The 17,843-nt window shown below is 70.2% G+C and carries 4 protein-coding genes; all 4 read left to right on the forward strand.

Translation table 11 applies throughout. The annotated features are described in order from the left end of the window. Positions 1-9: 9 nt before the first annotated feature. The 4 genes from NCG93_RS00120 to NCG93_RS00135 all read left to right on the forward strand — a co-directional run bounded on the left by NCG93_RS00120 (position 10) and on the right by NCG93_RS00135 (position 17,842). Positions 10-2,262 (forward strand): LLM class flavin-dependent oxidoreductase, encoded by a 2,253-nt coding sequence (locus tag NCG93_RS00120; protein WP_194412007.1) that lies wholly within the window; start codon positions 10-12, stop codon positions 2,260-2,262. Positions 2,263-2,849: 587 nt separating this feature from the next. Continuing rightward, positions 2,850-5,237, forward strand: coding sequence for an ATP-binding cassette domain-containing protein (locus NCG93_RS00125; RefSeq protein WP_194412006.1), 2,388 nt, complete (start codon positions 2,850-2,852; stop codon positions 5,235-5,237). A 244-nt stretch (positions 5,238-5,481) separates the two neighbouring features. Beyond that, positions 5,482-11,544, forward strand: coding sequence for an Ig-like domain-containing protein (locus NCG93_RS00130; RefSeq protein WP_194412005.1), 6,063 nt, complete (start codon positions 5,482-5,484; stop codon positions 11,542-11,544). Positions 11,545-11,770: 226 nt separating this feature from the next. Further along, the gene (locus NCG93_RS00135; protein ID WP_194412004.1) at positions 11,771-17,842 is read left to right on the forward strand and encodes an Ig-like domain-containing protein; all 6,072 of its coding nucleotides are present in this window, start codon (positions 11,771-11,773) and stop codon (positions 17,840-17,842) included. Position 17,843 lies beyond the last annotated feature (1 nt).

The following is a 17,843-nucleotide window of genomic DNA, read 5'->3' on the forward strand; positions in this document are numbered from 1 at the left end:
AGGACCCCCGTGGACTACGGACACGCGCTCGAATTCGGCGCCTTCATCACCCCCGCAGCAGCGACCCCCGAGGCACCCGTGCTGCTGTCGCAGGTGGCCGAGGCATCCGGACTCGATCTGGTCACGTTCCAGGACCACCCGTACCAGCCGGCGTTCCTCGACACGTGGACGCTCATGTCGTTCGTCGCGGCGCGGACCGACAGTATCCGGATCGCGCCGAACGTGCTCAACGTGCCGCTGCGGCCGCCGGCGGTCGTGGCACGCGCGGCGGCGAGCATCGACCTGCTCTCTGGCGGGCGCTTCGACCTGGCGCTCGGCGCCGGCGGATTCTGGGACGCCATCGAGGCGATGGGCGGCACGCGGCTCACCCCCGGCCAGGCGGTGACGGCGCTCGAAGAGGCGATCGATCTCATTCGCGAGCTGTGGCGCACCGACGCACGCGGCGGTGTCTTCACCGACGGCCGGTACCACCGAGTGCACGGAGCCAAGCGCGGCCCGCGCCCCGCGCACGACATCCCGATCCACATCGGGGCGTACAAGCCGCGCATGCTGTCGCTGACCGGGCGCAAGGGCGACGGCTGGCTGCCGTCGCTGGGGTACATGCAGCCCGGCGACCTCGCGAAGGGCAACGCCGCCATCGACGAAGCCGCCGAATCGGTCGGCCGTGATCCGCGCGAGATCCGGCGCCTGCTGAACGTCGGCCGGCTCGCCGCCGACCCGCAGGAGTTCGCCGAGCGCCTCGCGCAGCTCGCGCTCGAGGACGGCATCGGCACGTTCATCCTCGCCGGCGACGACCCGAACCTGCTGCAGCGCTTCGGCGAGGAGGTCGCGCCGGCGGTCCGCGAGCTCGTGGCGTCTGAACGCGGCACCCGCGGCGTCTCGGCCGCACCGGTGAGGTCGTCGGCGGCGCTGGCCGCCCGTCGCGACGGCATCGCCTACGACGATGTTCCGGCCGGGCTGCGCGCGATCGAGCCCGGCGACTTCGACTACGGCGACGTGCGCGCCACCTACATGCGCGGCGGTGCGCCGGGACTCGTGCTGCAGCCGGCGTCGGCCGAGCAAGTCGCAGCGGCGATCGGCTTCGCGCGGGGGCATCCCGAGCTCCCCCTCTCGGTGCGCAGCGGCGGCCACGGGATCAGCGGCCGGAGCACCAACGATGGCGGCATCGTGATCGACCTCCGACGCCTCGACGAGATCGAGGTGCTCGATGTCGATCGCCGCCTGGTGCGGATCGGACCCGGCGCACGCTGGGCGCAGGTCGCCGCCGTCCTGGGCGAGCACGGCTGGGCGCTGACCTCGGGAGACTACGGCGGCGTCGGCGTCGGCGGCCTCGCCACGGCGGGCGGCATCGGCCTGCTCGCGCGTGAGCAGGGCCTCACGATCGACCATCTGCGGGCGGCCGAGGTGGTCCTCGCCGACGGCTCTCTCGTGCGGACCGATGCCGAGACGCACCCCGACCTGTTCTGGGCGGTCCGGGGGGCCGGGGCCAACGTCGGCATCGTCACCACGTTCGAGTTCGAGGTCGACGAGATCGGCCAGGTGGGCTACGCGCAGCTCGCGTTCCAGGTCGACGACGTCGCGGCGTTCCTCGAGGGTTATGGCCGCATCGTCGAAGCGTCGCCGCGCGATCTCACGATGTTCCTGATGACCGGCGGACCTCGGCCCGGGCAGCCGCAGGTCGTACAGCTGTACGGGGTGGTCGATTCCGACGATCCCGACACGATCATCGCCCGCCTGCAGCCGTTCGCCGAGCTCGCCCCGCTCGTGCAGCAGTCGGTGCAGCTGACGACGTACGCGCAGATCATGGGCAACGCCGATCTCGGCCCCCAGCACGGCGCGGGCGAGCCGCACTCGCGCTCCGGCCTCATCGAGCACGTCACGCCCGCCTTCGCCGCGGCGGCGGCACGGATGCTGCAGTCCGGCGCCGTGCCGTTCTTCCAGCTCCGCGCGGTCGGCGGGGCCGTGGCCGACGTCGCGGAGGATGCCACCGCCTACGCGCACCGGTCGGCGAGCTTCTCGGTGACGGCGCTCGGATCGCACCCCGACCGCCTCGACGCCCAGTGGCGCGAGGTGGCGCCGCACGTCGACGGCTCGTACCTGAGCTTCGACTCGTCCCAGCGTCCCGAGCGGATCGCGGAGGCCTTCCCGCCCGCGACGCTCGCCCGCCTGCGCGTGGTCAAGGCGGCGTACGACCCGACCAGCGTCTTCCGCGACAACTTCGCGGTCGAGCCGGCCGCCCCCGCCGAGGTCGACGCCGCCTGACGTCCGCCTGACGTCCGCGGGCGGGCCGCCGACGTCGTCTCCGTCGGGCCGATTTTGGCGACTCGCCATTGTTTGCGGTCTTCGTTGGTTGGTTTTGGCGACTCGCCAAATGGCGTCGCCGACGCCGGCTTTCGATGCACCGTGGGCTGCGGCATCCATCGCCTCCGTCGGACCGATTTTGGCGAGTCGCCATAGTTTGCGGTCTTGGTTGCTTGGTTTTGGCGACTCGCCAGAAGTCGTCGCCGGCGCCGCGTCGGGCGCGGCCTGAGGTCGGGTAACCGGCATCCGCGGCATCCACCGTTCGCCGCGGCATCCACCGCCTCCGTCTGCCTGTTCCTGGCGAGTCGCCAAAACCTGCCGTTTTCGCCGCCGTTCTCGGCGAGTCGCCAAAACCTGCAGTTCTCGCGCCCGTTCCGGGCGAGTCGCCAAAACCTGCAGTTCTCGCCGCGGTTCCTGGCGAGTCGCCAAAATGCGCCGGGGGAGAGGGGGAGAGGAGCGCGGGGCCCCGAACCCGGGAAGCGGGCCGGAACCGGGATCGAGCAGGATTCAGGAAGCGCGGTGTCCGCATCGCCGGGCAGACTGTGGGGATGGCATCCGATCCCCGCACCGCCGGCACGCACATCGCCGATTCGCACGAGGTCATCCGCGTCGTCGGTGCCCGCGAGAACAACCTCAAGAACGTGTCGGTCGAGATCCCGAAGCGGCGGCTCACCGTCTTCACGGGGGTGAGTGGTTCGGGCAAGTCGTCGCTGGTGTTCGGCACCATCGCGAACGAGTCGCAGCGTCTCATCAACGAGACGTACCCGACGTTCGTGCAGCAGTTCATGGGGCAGCTCAGTCGCCCCGACGTCGACGCGCTCGAGAACGTCAGCCCCGCGATCATCGTCGATCAGGAGCGCATGGGATCGAACGCCCGGTCGACCGTCGGCACCGCGACCGACGCGCACGCCATGCTGCGGCTGCTGTTCAGCCGCCTCGGGCAGCCGCACGTCGGGTCTCCGCAGGCGTTCTCGTTCAACATCCCCTCCGTGTCGGGCGCCGGCGCCGTGACGATGGAGAAGGGCGGCAAGAAGGTCAAGGAGCGTCGTTCGTTCGAGATCACCGGCGGCATGTGCCCGCGCTGCGAGGGTCTCGGCGAGACCAGCGACGTCGACCTCGACGAGCTGTACGACAAGACCAAGTCGCTGCAGGACGGCGCGATCAACGTCCCCGGCTACAACCCCGACGGCTGGATGGTGAAGGGCTTCACCGAGTCGGGCTTCGTCGACCCGGCCAAGCCGATCCAGGATTACACCGCGCAGGAGCGCGAGGACTTCCTCTACAAGGAGCCCACCAAGGTCAAGATCAACGGCATCAACATGACCTACGAGGGTCTCGTGCCGAAGATCACGAAGTCCATGCTCCAGAAGGATCGCGACTCGCTGCAGCCCCACATACGGGCGTTCGTCGACCGGGCCGTGAAGTTCATGCCCTGCCCCGATTGCGGCGGCTCGCGGCTGAACGAGGGGGCACGCTCGTCGAAGATCCTGGGGCTCAGCATCGCGGATGCCGCGGCCATGCAGATCACGGATCTCGCGGCGTGGCTCGACACGGTGGACGACCCGTCCGTCGCGCCGCTCATGGCGGGCCTCCGCCAGACGATCGCGTCGTTCATCGACATCGGCCTCGGCTACCTGTCGCTGGACCGGTCGTCGGGCACCCTCTCGGGCGGCGAGGCGCAGCGCACGAAGATGATCCGCCACCTCGGCTCGCCGCTGACCGACATCAGCTACGTCTTCGACGAGCCGACGGCGGGACTGCACCCGCACGACATCGAGCGCATGAACCGGCTGCTGAAACTCCTGCGCGACAAGGGCAACACCGTGCTCGTGGTCGAGCACAAGCCCGAGGTGATCGAGATCGCCGACCATGTCGTCGACCTCGGCCCGGGTGCCGGCCGCGCGGGCGGCGAGGTGCAGTACGAGGGGGATGTCGCGGGCCTGCGCGCGTCGGGCACCATCACGGGCCGTCACCTCGACGACCGGGCGCGGCTGAAGCCGTCGACCCGCGCGGCGAAGGGCGCGCTCGAGATCCGCGGGGCGACCCAGCACAACCTCAAGAACGTGGACGTGGACGTCCCGCTCGGCATCCTGACCGTCGTGACGGGCGTCGCCGGCTCGGGCAAGTCGTCGCTGATACACGGCAACGTGCCGGCCTTCGACGATGTCGTCGTCGTCGATCAGTCGCCGATCAAGGGCAACCGGCGCTCGAGTCCGGCCACGTACACCGGCATCCTCGACACCGTCCGCTCGGCATTCGCGAAGGCCAACGGTGTGAAGCCGGCGCTGTTCAGCGCCAACTCCGAGGGCGCCTGCCCGGCCTGCCGGGGACTCGGCGTGATCATCACCAACCTCGGTTTTACGCAGACCGTCGAGACGCTGTGCGAGCTGTGCGAGGGGTCGGGCTTCAGCGACGAGGTGCTGGAGTACACGCTCGACGGCAAGAACATCGCCGAGGTGCTCGCGATGTCGGCCTCCGAGGCGGCGGCGTTCTTCGCCAAGGGGCCCGCGCACACGATCCTGGTGCGCATGATCGACGTCGGCCTCGGCTATCTCACGCTCGGGCAGGCGCTCAACACGCTGTCGGGCGGTGAGCGCCAGCGCCTCAAGCTCGCGATCTCGATGTCGAAGAAGGGGGCGATCTACGTGCTCGACGAGCCGACCACGGGCCTGCACCTCGCCGACGTCGAGAACATGCTCGGGATGCTGGATCGCCTGGTCGAAGCCGGCAACAGCGTGATCGTGATCGAGCACCACCAGGCCGTCATGGCCCATGCCGACTGGATCATCGACATCGGTCCGGGCGCCGGCCACGACGGTGGGGCGATCGTGTTCGAGGGGACTCCGGCCGACCTCGTCGCGAGCGCCGAGACGCTCACCGCCCAGCACCTGCGCGAGTACGTCGGCGCGTCGGCGGGCGCAACGATCCGGTCGTGACGGCGCCCTCTCGGCGCGCGAGGCGCGGGTCGTCGAGGTGGTTCGAGAGCGCGATGGGTGTTTGTCCCCATCCGCGGTTCTCGCCTGGCCGGGTACGATTTCCGTGATGGCACTTCCCGTCCCATAGCACGCCGTGCGCCGGGTTAGGCTGGACCGTTCCCCCATGTCTTTGTGAGCGCCCGACGCCCCATGTCAGGTCCCGACGCCACGTAGAGACGCACGAGACCCCGGAGGCCGAGGTTCGATGAAGTCTTTCACCTGGCTTCGAGCGCGCCCCCGCGCCCTCGCTTCCGCCGGCGCCGTCACTGCGGCTGCTGTCACGATCACCACTCTCGCGTTCGTCTATCAGGGCGTGCCCACCACCGAGGTCGACCTCCACGACGGCGGCGTCTGGGTCACCAAGCAGTCGAGCCTCCTCGTCGGTCACTTCAACCACGAGTCGCAGGTGCTCGACGGAGGGCTCCGCACCACCAGTGACGACTACGACATCCTCCAGTCCGGCTCGACCGTGCTGCTGGTCGACCGGGCCGGCTCCGCCCTCAGCGTGATCGACCCCGGCATGGTGGCGATGTCGGGCGCTGCCGGCATGCCCGGTGACGCCGACGTGGCGCTCGGTGGCGACACCGTCGCGATCCTCGATCGCTCGTCCGGCGACCTGTGGGTCGTCCCGAGCCAGAGCGTCGGCTCGTTCCAGATCGAAGGCACCGACCCGATCGTGAACGTCGGCAAGGGAGCGGATGCCGCGGTGGGCGTGGACGGCGTCGTCTACGCGGTCGCACCCGAGTCCGGCGAGCTGGTGACGATCCGCACCGGCTCCGACGGCGCGCCCGAAGACCCGGTGCGCAGCGGTCTGCCGGATGTCGACGAGAAGGCCGAGCTCTCGGTCACCGCGGTCGGCGACAAGCCGGTCGTGCTCGACAGCTCCACCGGCACGGTCATCGTCGACGGCCGCGCGACGATCGTCGACGGGGGACGCAACGCCGTGCTCCAGCAGGTCTCCGCGGCGGCGGACGCGGTGTCGCTCTCCACGGAGTCGGCGTTCGTGCGCGTGCCATTCGACGGGTCGAAGCCCACCACCGTGAAGGCCGGCCCCGAGGGTGCGCCCGCAGAGCCGGTCTGGCTCGACGGCTGCGGCTATGCCGCGTGGACCGGCTCGGGACGGTTCGTCCGCGACTGCGCCGGCGACGGCGACGATCTCGCCGTCGACATCGAGGGCATCGAGCCCACGTCGCTGCTCAAGTTCCGCGTGAACCGCGACGTGGTGGTGCTCAACGACATCGTCGGCGGCGCCACGTGGATGGCGGCGGAGGATCTGCAGCGCGTCGACAACTGGGACGAGATCACGCCGCCCGAGGGCGAGACCGAGGACGACGAGCAGACCACCGAGGAGACCACCGAGACGGTGCTCCCGGAACGGTCCGAGATCAACACGCCGCCCGACGCGAACGACGACGACCTCGGTGTGCGCCCCGGCCGCACCACGATCCTTCCCCTGCTCGACAACGACAGCGATCCCGACGGCGACGTGCTCACGACGCGCGTGCTGGACGGCGGTCCTTCGGTCGGTGAGGTGCAGTCGATCGACAACGGCCGCGCGCTGCAGATCGCGGTCCCCGAAGACGCGCAGGGCACGACATCCTTCACCTACGAGGTCGCCGACGGCCGCGGCGGCACCGACACCGCGAGGGTGTCGCTGGCCGTACACGGCTGGGACATGAATGCGCCACCGACGCAGAAGCGCGTCACGACGGTGGCGGTGGAGGCCGGCGGCACGATCACGTACAACGTCCTGCCCGACTGGATCGACCCGGACGGCGACGACGTGTTCCTGAGCTCCGTCGTGCCCGCCGAGGGCGACGAGGCCGACTTCACATCGGACGGCCGCATCACCTATCGCGCCGTCGGCGGGACGCAGGGCCGGAAGGACGTCGAGATCACCGTCTCGGACGGCTCCGACGTGACGGTCGGCGCCGTGCGGTTCGACGTGCGGCCGGTGGGCTCGATCGATCCCGTGACGAACGCGGACTACGTCGCCGTGCGAACGGGCCAGACCGCCACCGTGTCGCCGCTGGCCAACGATGTCGGCGCCGGACGGGAGCCGCTGCGCCTGGCACGCGTCGATCCTGTGACGGGCGCCGACATCGTGCCCGACTACTCCAGCAAGACCTTCTCCTTCCGCTCGGCCACGCCCGGCACGTACTACGTCCAGTACCTGGTCGCCGCGGGCGCTGCGGGCATCCCGGGCATCGTGCGGGTCGACGTCATCCCCGAGGGCGAGACCGATCTGCCACCGGTCGCGGTGCGCGACGTGGCGCTCCTGCCGAGCGGCGGCGAGGTGCTCGTCAACGTGCTGACGAACGACTCCGATCCGTCCGGCGGCATTCTCGTCGTCCAGTCCGTCACCGTCGAGCCGAACTCGGGCATCGCGGTGGCGGTGCTCAACCACGAGACGCTGCGCATCAGCGACCAGGCCGCGCTGTCGGAGCAGGTGCGCATCTCGTACCGCATCTCGAACGGCTCGCAGTCCGCCGAGGGCGATGTCATCGTCATCCCGATCCCCGCCCCCGCGCAGCTGCGGCCACCGGTCGCCAACGACGACCAGGTCGTGGTGCGCGCCGGCGATGTGGTGACGATCCCGGTGCTCGACAACGACTACCACCCGAACGGCGACACCATCCACGTCGCGCCCGACCTCGTGCCGCCGCTCACCGATCCCGACGACGGCGAGGTCTTCGTCTCGCAGGACACCGTGCGCTTCCGCGCGTCCGAGAAGACCGGCACCGTCTACGCGACCTACGAGGCGGTGGACAGCACGGGGCAGAAGGACGCCGGCTACATCACCATTCAGGTGATCCCCGTCAACGCCGACACCAACGCGGCCCCCCGCCCGCGCGACCTCACCGCCCGTGTTCTCGCCGGCAGCCGGGTGAACATCGCGGTGCCGCTGGACGGCATCGACGACGACGGGGACTCCGTCGAGCTCGTCGGACTCGCGTCGTCGCCCGGCAAGGGCCGCATCGTCGAGACGGGGTCGGACCACCTCGTCTACCAGGCCTTCGACGACACCGCGGGCGTCGACACCTTCACGTACCGTGTGCGCGACCGGCTCGGCGCCGAGTCCACGGCCACGATTCGCATCGGCATCGCGCCCCCGGAGGGCGTGAACCAGGCACCCTACGCGGTCAAGGACTCCGTCATCATGCGCCCCGACCGCTCGGTCGCGGTGCCGGTGCTCGCCAACGACTCCGACCCCGACGGCGACGAGTTCGGCATCGTCAAGAACGGCCTGATCCTGCCCGACGTCCCGGGGCTGACGGCGAAGGTGCAGGGCAACCGCGTCGTCGTCACGTCGCCCTCCGAGGCCGTCGAGACATCGCTGCGCTATACCATCCGCGACGCCCGCGGCGCCGAGGCGAAGGCCGTGCTGCAGATCACCGTCGCCGACGACGTGCCGCTGCAGAAGCCGATCGCGCGGGACGACTACGTCCGCGCCGCCGACGTCGAGGAGGGTGTCGTCGATCTCGAGGTGCTCGCCAACGACGAGGATCCCGACGGCACCGTCGAGGACCTCGACCTGACCGTGGCGGACGCGAAGTCTCGCGTGCTGGCCGACGGCAAGGTGCGGATCACGCTCGACGACGCCGACCGGCTCGCGACCTACACCGTCGTCGACCGCGACGGGAACGAGGCATCCGCGTTCATCCACATCCCGTCGCTGTCGTCGTTGCCGCCCACGCTGCTGTCGACCGAGCCGGTCGAGGTCAAGAGCGGCGAGACCGTCGAGCTGCCGCTCGCCGACCACGTCCGCGCCGCCGGCGGCGGCAAGGTGGTCATCACGGAGGCTGCCAAGGTCACGGCGGCGCACCACGACGGCTCCTCGCTCATCAAGGACCAGACGACCCTGGTGTACACGTCGGCGGCCGGCTACTTCGGCCCCGACGCGATCACGTTCGAGGTCACCGACGGCACAGGCCCCGACGACCCCGAAGGTCGCAAGGCGACGCTGTCGCTGCCCATCACGGTGCTGCCGCCCGAGAACCAGCAGCCGACGTTCGTCAACGGACAGATGGATGTCGCGCCGGGCGAGGATCCCGCGGCGCTCGACCTCGCCGGCCTGACCACGGATCCCGATCCGGAGGACGCGGAGCGCATCGAGTACACGATCGTCGGCGGAGCACCCGACGGCATGACGGCATCCGTCGAGCGCGACCAGCTGCGCGTGAGTGCGGCGGCCGACACGAAGAAGGGCACCGCCGCGACGATCCGCCTGCGCATCGACGACGGTACGACCGAGCCCGTCGAGGGCGCCGTCACCGTGCGGGTGATCGCGTCCACGCGCGACCTGCCGATGGCGAACGACGACATCGTCCCCGAGGCGCACCAGGGCAAGACGGTCACGGTGCCGGTGCTCGGCAACGACGTGAACCCCTTCCCGGACAAGCCGTTGAAGGTGACCTCCACGATCCTCGAGACCGGGCAGGGCGACGCCGACGTGGCGGGCGACCAGGTCACGGTCACGCCCGACGCGAAGTTCTTCGGCACGATGGTCGTGCGCTACCGCGTCCAGGACGCCACCGGCGATCCCGACCGCGAGGTCGAGGGGCGCATCCGGCTGACGGTGCAGGGCAAGCCCGATGCGCCGGGCACGCCCGTGGTCTCGAGCGTGCAGGACCGCACCGTCGTGCTGTCGTGGACTCCGCCGGCCAACAACGGCGCCGAGATCGAGCGCTATCTCGTGACCTCCGTCGCGGGGAACTACACGAAGGAGTGCCTGGCGACCACGTGCACGCTCGACGGCCTCACGAACAACGTGAAATACAACTTCACGGTGGTCGCCGAGAACCGCGTGGGCGCGTCCGACCCGTCGGCGCCGTCGGAGGAGGCGCGCCCCGATGCGCGGCCCGACACCCCTGCCGCTCCGACGCTGACCTTCGGCGACAAGAGCCTGAACGTGGCGTGGGTCACCCCGTCCACCCCCGGCTCTCCGGTCCAGCACTACACGCTGGAGATCTCGCCGGCACCCCCCTCGGGCATCTCGCAGAAGACCGAGGTCGTCGGCAATTCGATCGTGTGGGACGGGCTGCAGAACGGCGTCGCGTACCAGGTGCGCGTACAGGCCCACAACCTCGCGCCCGACCCGTCGAGCCCGAGCCCATGGTCGGTGACCGAGATCCCCGCGAAGGCGCCGGATGCGCCGGGCGCCCCCACGACCGCGCGGCTCGAGCCGGTCGGCGCGCAGGCGCAGATCCGCGTCTCGTGGAACAAGCCGGCTGACAACGGCGACGCCATCGACGGCTACCAGCTCGACGTGATGCAGGGCGGGAGCGTCCTGAACTCGATCCCCGTGTCGGCCGGGGAGACGAGCCAGGCGGTCGTCGTCAACACCTCCACCGCGGACTACACCTTCCGGGTGAGGGCGCAGAACAAGGCGGGCTGGGGTGCGTTCAGCGCCAACTCCGCGCCGCAGCGCGGCTTCACGCCGCCGGGGGCGCCGCCGAACGTCTCGGCCGACACACCGAGCGGCAACAGCTCGATCAGGGTGTCGTACGGCGCGGCCGCCGGTAACGGCGCGAGCACCGGCGAGCTGAGCTACCAGTACTCGCTCAACGGCGGGAACTGGGCGGGGATGCCGGGGAACAACATCATCGGCGGGCTGTCGAACGGCACGACGTACACCGTGCGTGTGCGGGCCGTCGCCACCGTCGGGGGAGTGCAGGAGCCGGGCGCTGCCTCGGCGCCGTCGAACTCCGTCATCCCGTACGGCCCGGTCAACAACCCGAGCGTCTCGGCATCGGCCAGCGGCCGGAGCATCACCTACCAATGGAACGCACCCAGCGGCAACGGCCGCGCCATCACGCAGATGCAGATCCGCATCGACGGCGGCGGGTGGCAGAACGTGGCGAACAGCGGCTCGACGACCGGCAACTACGGCTACGCCGAGACGCACCGCGTCGAGGCGCGCGCGCAGGATGCCGCCGGTCAGTGGAGCGGGGTCGTCGCCGACTCTGCCCGGACGGTGGATCCGCCGCAACCGCGCGCGTGGACCAGCCGAGGCTCCAGCGCGGCCGGCATGCCCGGCTGCGACTCGGCCGCGTGCTCGTACTTCGTCTTCAACGTCGAGAACTGGGTGCCGGGTACATACACGCTGAGCTGCAACGACTCCGAGGGGCGTTGGAGCAGCAACTCCTACCAGGTCGGAGCGAATGACAGCGTGCGTCTGAGCTGCTACTCGGGCTATGCCGGGGCGAAGTGGGTGAGCTACAGCGGGCCAGGCGGATCCGGCGATGCCCAGTCCACGGCCTGGTAGCGGCGGCCTCGCACCGCCGCCGCCGATCGATGGGTGTTTGTCCCCATCGATCGGCTCTGATCAGGCGGATTATCATCGTCGTAGTTGACACTTCCCGTCCAATCGCGTTCCGTCTGTCGGGTTAGGCTGGACTGTTCCCTGATGTCTTCGGTGAGCGCCGGACGCCCCACGTCCGGTCTCGGCGCCACGTAGAGACGCACGACACCCCGGAGGAGGCCGAGGTTCGATGAGGTCTTCCGCATGGCTGCGCGCTCGTCCGCGCGCGCTCGCATCCGCGGGTGCGGTGACAGCCGCGGCCGTCACACTCACGACGCTCGCGTTCGTCTATCAGGGTGTCCCCACCACCGAGGTCGACCTCCATGACGGCGGCGTGTGGGTGACGAAGCAGTCGAGTCTCATGGTCGGTCACTTCAACCATGAGTCGCAGGTGCTCGACGGAGGGCTCCGCACGACCAGCGACGACTACGACATCCTTCAGTCGGGCAGCACGGTCCTCCTCGTCGACAGCGCCGGCTCCGCGGTCAGCGTGATTGATCCGGGGATGGTCGCGTTGTCGGGGGCTGCGAGCCTGCCCGGCGACGCGAAGGTGGTGCTGGGCGGCACGACGGCCGCCATCCTCGACCGCGCGTCGGGCGATCTGTGGGTGCTGCCTGCCGAAGGCATCGGATCGTTCCAGATCGAGGGGACCGATCCGACGACGAATCTCGGCGAGGGGGCGGATGTCGCCGTCGGCGTCGACGGCATCGTGCACGGCGCGTCAGCGGAGACCGCGGAGCTGGTCACCATCCGGATGGGCGCCGACGACGCCCCCGAGAAGCCGGAACGCGCCGCGCTGCCCGGTGTCGACAAGAAGTCCACGCTGTCGATCACCTCGGTCGGCGACAAGGCCGTGGTGCTCGACACCTCCGACGGCACGGTCATCGCGGACGGTCGGGAGACCGAGGTCGACGGCGGGCGCGATGCCGTGCTGCAGCAAGCCTCCGCCGCCGCGGACGCCGTCTCGGTGTCGACGGCTTCCTCGCTGGTGCGTGTGCCCTTCGACGGCTCCGAGCCGACGACGGTGAAGGCCGGCGGCGAGGGCGCGCCGGCCTATCCGGTGTGGCTCGACGGCTGCGCCTACGCGGCCTGGAGCGGCTCCGGCCGCTTCGTGCGCGACTGCGCGGGTGACGCCGGCGATCTGGATGCCGACATCGACGGCGTCGAGCCCACGTCGCTGCTGCAATTCCGCGTGAACCGCGACGTCGTGGTGCTCAACGACATCGTCGGCGGCGCCACGTGGATGGCGGCCGAAGATCTGCAGCGCGTCGACAACTGGGACGAGCTGACCCCGCCCGAAGGCGAGACCGAGGACGACGAGCAGACCACCGAGGAGACCACCGAGACGGTCCTCCCGGAGCGCTCCGAGATCAACACGCCGCCTGATGCCAACGACGACGACCTCGGTGTCCGTCCGGGCCGCACCACGATCCTCCCGCTGCTCGACAACGACAGCGACCCTGACGGCGACGTCCTGACGACGCGGGTCCTCGACGGGGGCCCGTCGATCGGCCAGGTGCAGTCGATCGACAACGGCCGCGCGCTGCAGATCGCGGTCCCCGAGGACGCTTCGGGGTCGGCATCCTTCAGTTACGAGGTCTCGGACGGCCGCGGCGGCACCGACACCGCGCGCGTCTCGCTGTCGGTGCACGGCTGGGACGTCAACGCGCCGCCGACCCAGAAACGCGTGACGACCGTCGCCATCGAAGCGGGCGGCACCATCACCTACAACGTGCTGCCCGACTGGATCGACCCCGACGGCGACGACGTCTTCCTCGGCGCAGTGACGCCCGCGGAGGGCGACGAGGCCGACTACACGTCGGACGGCCGCATCACCTATCGCGCCGTCGGCGGGACGCAGGGCCGCAAGGATGTCGAGATCTCGGTCTCCGACGGGACCGATGTCACGGTCGGCACGATCCGCTTCGACGTTCGTCCGGTCGGCTCCATCGACCCGGTGACCAATGCCGACTACATCGCCGTCCGCACTGGGCAGACGGCGACTGTGTCGCCCCTCGTCAACGATGTGGGCGCCGGTCGCGAACCGCTGCGCCTCGCCCGCGTCGATCCCGTCTCGGGCGCCGACATCGTGCCGGACTACGCCAACAAGACCTTCACCTTCCGCTCTGCGACCCCCGGCACGTACTACGTGCAGTACATGGTGGCGGCCGGCGCCGCGGGCGTGCCCGGCATCGTGCGGGTCGATGTGATCCCCGAAGGGGAGACCGATCTGCCGCCGGTGGCGGTGCGCGACGTGGCGCTCCTGCCGAGCGGCGGGGGAGTGCTCGTCAACGTGCTGACGAACGACTCCGACCCGTCCGGCGGCATCCTGGTGGTGCAGTCGGTGACGGTCGAGCCGAACTCGGGCATCGCGGTCGCGGTGCTCAACCACGAGACGCTGCGCATCAGCGACCAGGCCGCGCTTTCGGAGCAGGTGCGCATCACGTATCGCATCTCCAACGGCTCGCAGTCCGCCGAGGGCGATGTCATCGTCATCCCCATCCCGGCGCCCGCGCAGCTGCGCCCGCCGGTCGCCAACGACGACCAGGTCGTGGTGCGCGCCGGCGACGTCGTGACCATCCCGGTGCTCGACAACGACTACCACCCGAACGGCGACACCATCCACGTCGCACCCGACCTCGTGCCCCCGCTGATCGAGCCCGAGGACGGCGAGGCCTTCGTCTCGCAGGACACCGTGCGCTTCCGGGCATCGGACAAGCCGGGCACCGTCTATGCCACCTACGAGGTCGTCGACAGCACCGGCCAGAAGGACGCCGGCTACATCACCATCCAGGTGATCCCCGTCAACGACGAGACGAACGCCGCTCCCCGCCCGCGCGACCTCACGGCGCGCGTGCTCGGCGGGACCCGGGTGCGCATCGCCGTGCCGCTGGACGGCATCGACGCGGACGGCGACTCGGTCGAGCTGGTCGGTTTGGCCTCGTCGCCGAGCAAGGGCCGGATCACCGAGACCGGCTCCGACTACCTGATCTACGAGGCGTTCGACGACACCGCGGGCGTCGACACCTTCGCCTATCGCGTGCGCGACCGCCTCGGCGCGGAGGCTACGGCGACGATCCGCGTCGGGATCGCCCCCGCCGAGGGCGTCAACCAGGCGCCGTATGCGGTCAAGGACTCCGTCATCATGCGCCCCGACCGCTCGGTCGCCGTGCCCGTGCTCGCCAACGACTCCGACCCCGACGGCGACGAGTTCGGCATCGTCAAGAACGGGCTCATCCTGCCCGACGTCGCAGGCCTCGAGGCGAAGGTCGAAGGCAACCGCGTCGTCGTGACCTCGCCGTCGGAGCCGGTGGAGACGTCGCTGCAGTACACGATCCGCGATGCCCGGGGCGCCGAGGCGAAGGCCGTGCTGCAGATCACGGTCGCCGACGACGTCCCGCTCCAGCGTCCGATCGCGCGCGACGACTACGTGCGCGCGGCCGATGTGGAGGACGGGGTCGTCGATCTCGAGGTGCTCGTCAACGACGAGGATCCCGACGGCACGGTCGAAGACCTCGACCTGAAGGTCGCCGATGCGGATTCGCGGGTGCTGGCCAACGGCAAGGTCCGGGTCACGCTGGGCGACGCCGACCGCCTCGCGACCTACACGATCACCGACCGCGACGGCAACGCGGCATCCGCCTTCATCCACATCCCCGCTCTCTCGTCGCTGCCGCCGACGCTGGTCTCCACCGAGCCGATCGAGGTCGAGAGCGGCGAGACCGTCGAGCTGCCTCTCTCGGAGCACGTGCGGTCCGCTGACGGCGGCAAGGTCGTCATCACGGAGGCAGCGAAGGTCACCGCGGCACACAACGACGGGTCCTCGCTCATCAAGGACCAGACCACGCTCGTCTACACGTCGGCCCCTGGGTTCTTCGGTCCCGACGCCATCACGTTCGAGGTCACCGACGGCACCGGCCCCGACGACCCGGAGGGGCGCAAGGCCACCCTGACCCTGCCGATCACCGTGCTGCCGCCCGAGAACCAGCAGCCGACGTTCGTCAACGGGCAGATGGATGTCGCACCCGGCGAGGACGCCACGTCGCTCGACCTCGGCGGGCTGACCACCGACCCCGACCCCGAGGACGCGGACCGCCTGGAGTTCGACATCGTCGGAGGGTCGCCGGACGGCATGACGGCGTCGATCAAGGACGACGAGCTGCTCGTCAGCGCCGCCGCGGAGACGAAGAAGGGCACCGCCGCGACGCTCCGTCTGCGAATCACCGACGGGACCACCGAGCCGATCGAGGGCACCGTGACGATCCGCGTGATCGCATCGACACGCGAACTGCCCACGGCCAACGACGACGTGATCGACGAGGCCCATCAGGGCAAGACCATCACGGTCCCCGTGCTGAGCAACGACGTGAACCCGTTCCCCGGCAAGCCGCTGAAGGTGACCACCGCGGTCCTCGAGACCGGTCAGGGCGACGTCGACGTGGCGGGGGACCAGGTGCAGGTCACGCCCGACGCGAAGTTCTTCGGCACGATGGTCGTGCGCTACCGCGTCCAGGACGCCACCGGCGATCCCGACCGGGAGGTCGAGGGCCGCATCCGGCTCACCGTGCAGGGCAAGCCCGACGCCCCCGGCACGCCGACCGTCTCGAGCGTGCAGGACCGCACCGTCGTGCTGTCGTGGACTCCGCCGGCCAACAACGGCGCCGAGATCGAGCGGTACCTCGTCTCGTCCACCGCGGGGAACTACACGAAGGAGTGCCTGGCGACCACGTGCACGCTCGACGGTCTGACGAACAACGTCGAATACAACTTCACGGTGGTGGCCGAGAACCGCGTCGGCCCGTCCGACCCCTCGGCGCCGTCCGAGACCGCGCGCCCCGATGCGCGTCCGGACACACCGGCCGCACCGTCGCTCGTCTTCGGCGACCGCAGCCTCTCCGTGTCGTGGGTGACTCCGACAACGCCGGGCTCCCCTGTCGAGAAGTACAACCTCGAGATCTCGCCCGCGCCCCCGTCGGGCATCAGCCAGAAGGCCGACGTCGTCGGCAATTCGATCGTGTGGGACGGGCTGCAGAACGGCGTCGCGTACCAGGTGCGGGTGCAGGCCCTCAACCGCGCGCCCGAGCCGTCGAGCTGGAGCCCGTGGTCGGTGAGTGAGATCCCGGCCAGAGCGCCCGACGCGCCCGCCGCCCCGACGACCGCGCGCCTTCAGCCCGTGGGATCGCAGGCCCAGATGCAGGTGGCCTGGAAGGCTCCCGCCGACAACGGCGATGCCATCTCGGGCTACCAGCTCGACGTCCTCCGCGGATCGTCGCTGGTCAACTCCATCCCCGTCGCAGCGGGGCAGACGAGCCAGGCCGTCGTCGTGGACACGTCGACCACCGACTACACGTTCCGGGTGCGCGCGCAGAACAAGGCCGGTTGGGGTCAGTTCAGCGCGACCTCGGCGCCGCAGCGCGCGTTCACGCCGCCCGGGGCTCCGACCAACGTGACCGCGCGCGAGGGCGACCGTTCGCTCACCGTCAACTTCCAGGCCGGAGCGTCCAACGGGGCGAACTCCAACGAACTGAGCTACCAGGCATCCGTCAACAACGGCGGCTGGCAGGCGATCGCCGGCAACGGCGCCGCCATCGGGGGACTGACGAACGGGACGAACTACACCGTGCGGGTGCGGGCCGTCGCCACCGTCAACGGTGTGAGCGAGCCCGGCGCCGAGTCGGCCCCCTCCAACACCGTGAAGCCCTATGGGCCCGTGCGCAACCCGAACGTGAGCGCGAAAGCGAGCGGTACGAGCATCACCTTCAGCTGGAGCCCCCCGGCTGAGAACGGTCGCGCCATCACGGCGATGCAGATCCGCATCGACGGCGGCGGGTGGCAGGACGTGGCGCTGAACAACTCGCGGACCAACAACTACGGCTACAGCGAACGCCACACCATCGAGGCGCGCGCTCAGGATGCCGCCGGCCAGTGGAGCGGGATCGCCTCGGATGCCGCCACCACGGTGGCTCCGCCTCAGCCGAAGGTGTGGGTCACGAAGGGCAGCTCCGCGCAGGGACAGGACAACTGCAGCACCGCGCAGTGCGCGTACTTCCTGGTGCACACCCAGAACTTCCCCGCAGGCGACTACACCGTCCACTGCAACGCCACGGGACCCTACGGCGGCACGCCCTTCGCCGGTGGCGCGACGCGGCACCTGCCCGCGGACGGAACGGTGCAGCTGGGCTGCTACTTCGGCGACGACGGCGAGCAGGTCTGGATCTCGATCGGCGGCTATGGCGACAGCGAGCGGCGAACCTGGCAGTAGC

Source organism: Microbacterium yannicii (assembly GCF_024055635.1).
GTDB lineage: Bacteria > Actinomycetota > Actinomycetes > Actinomycetales > Microbacteriaceae > Microbacterium > Microbacterium yannicii.

Coding starts and splice junctions, on each gene's coding strand:
- NCG93_RS00125 (WP_194412006.1), top strand. CDS start 2,850: ATGGCATCCGATCCCCGCACCGCCGGCACGCACATCGCCGATTCGCAC.
- NCG93_RS00130 (WP_194412005.1), top strand. CDS start 5,482: ATGAAGTCTTTCACCTGGCTTCGAGCGCGCCCCCGCGCCCTCGCTTCC.
- NCG93_RS00135 (WP_194412004.1), top strand. CDS start 11,771: ATGAGGTCTTCCGCATGGCTGCGCGCTCGTCCGCGCGCGCTCGCATCC.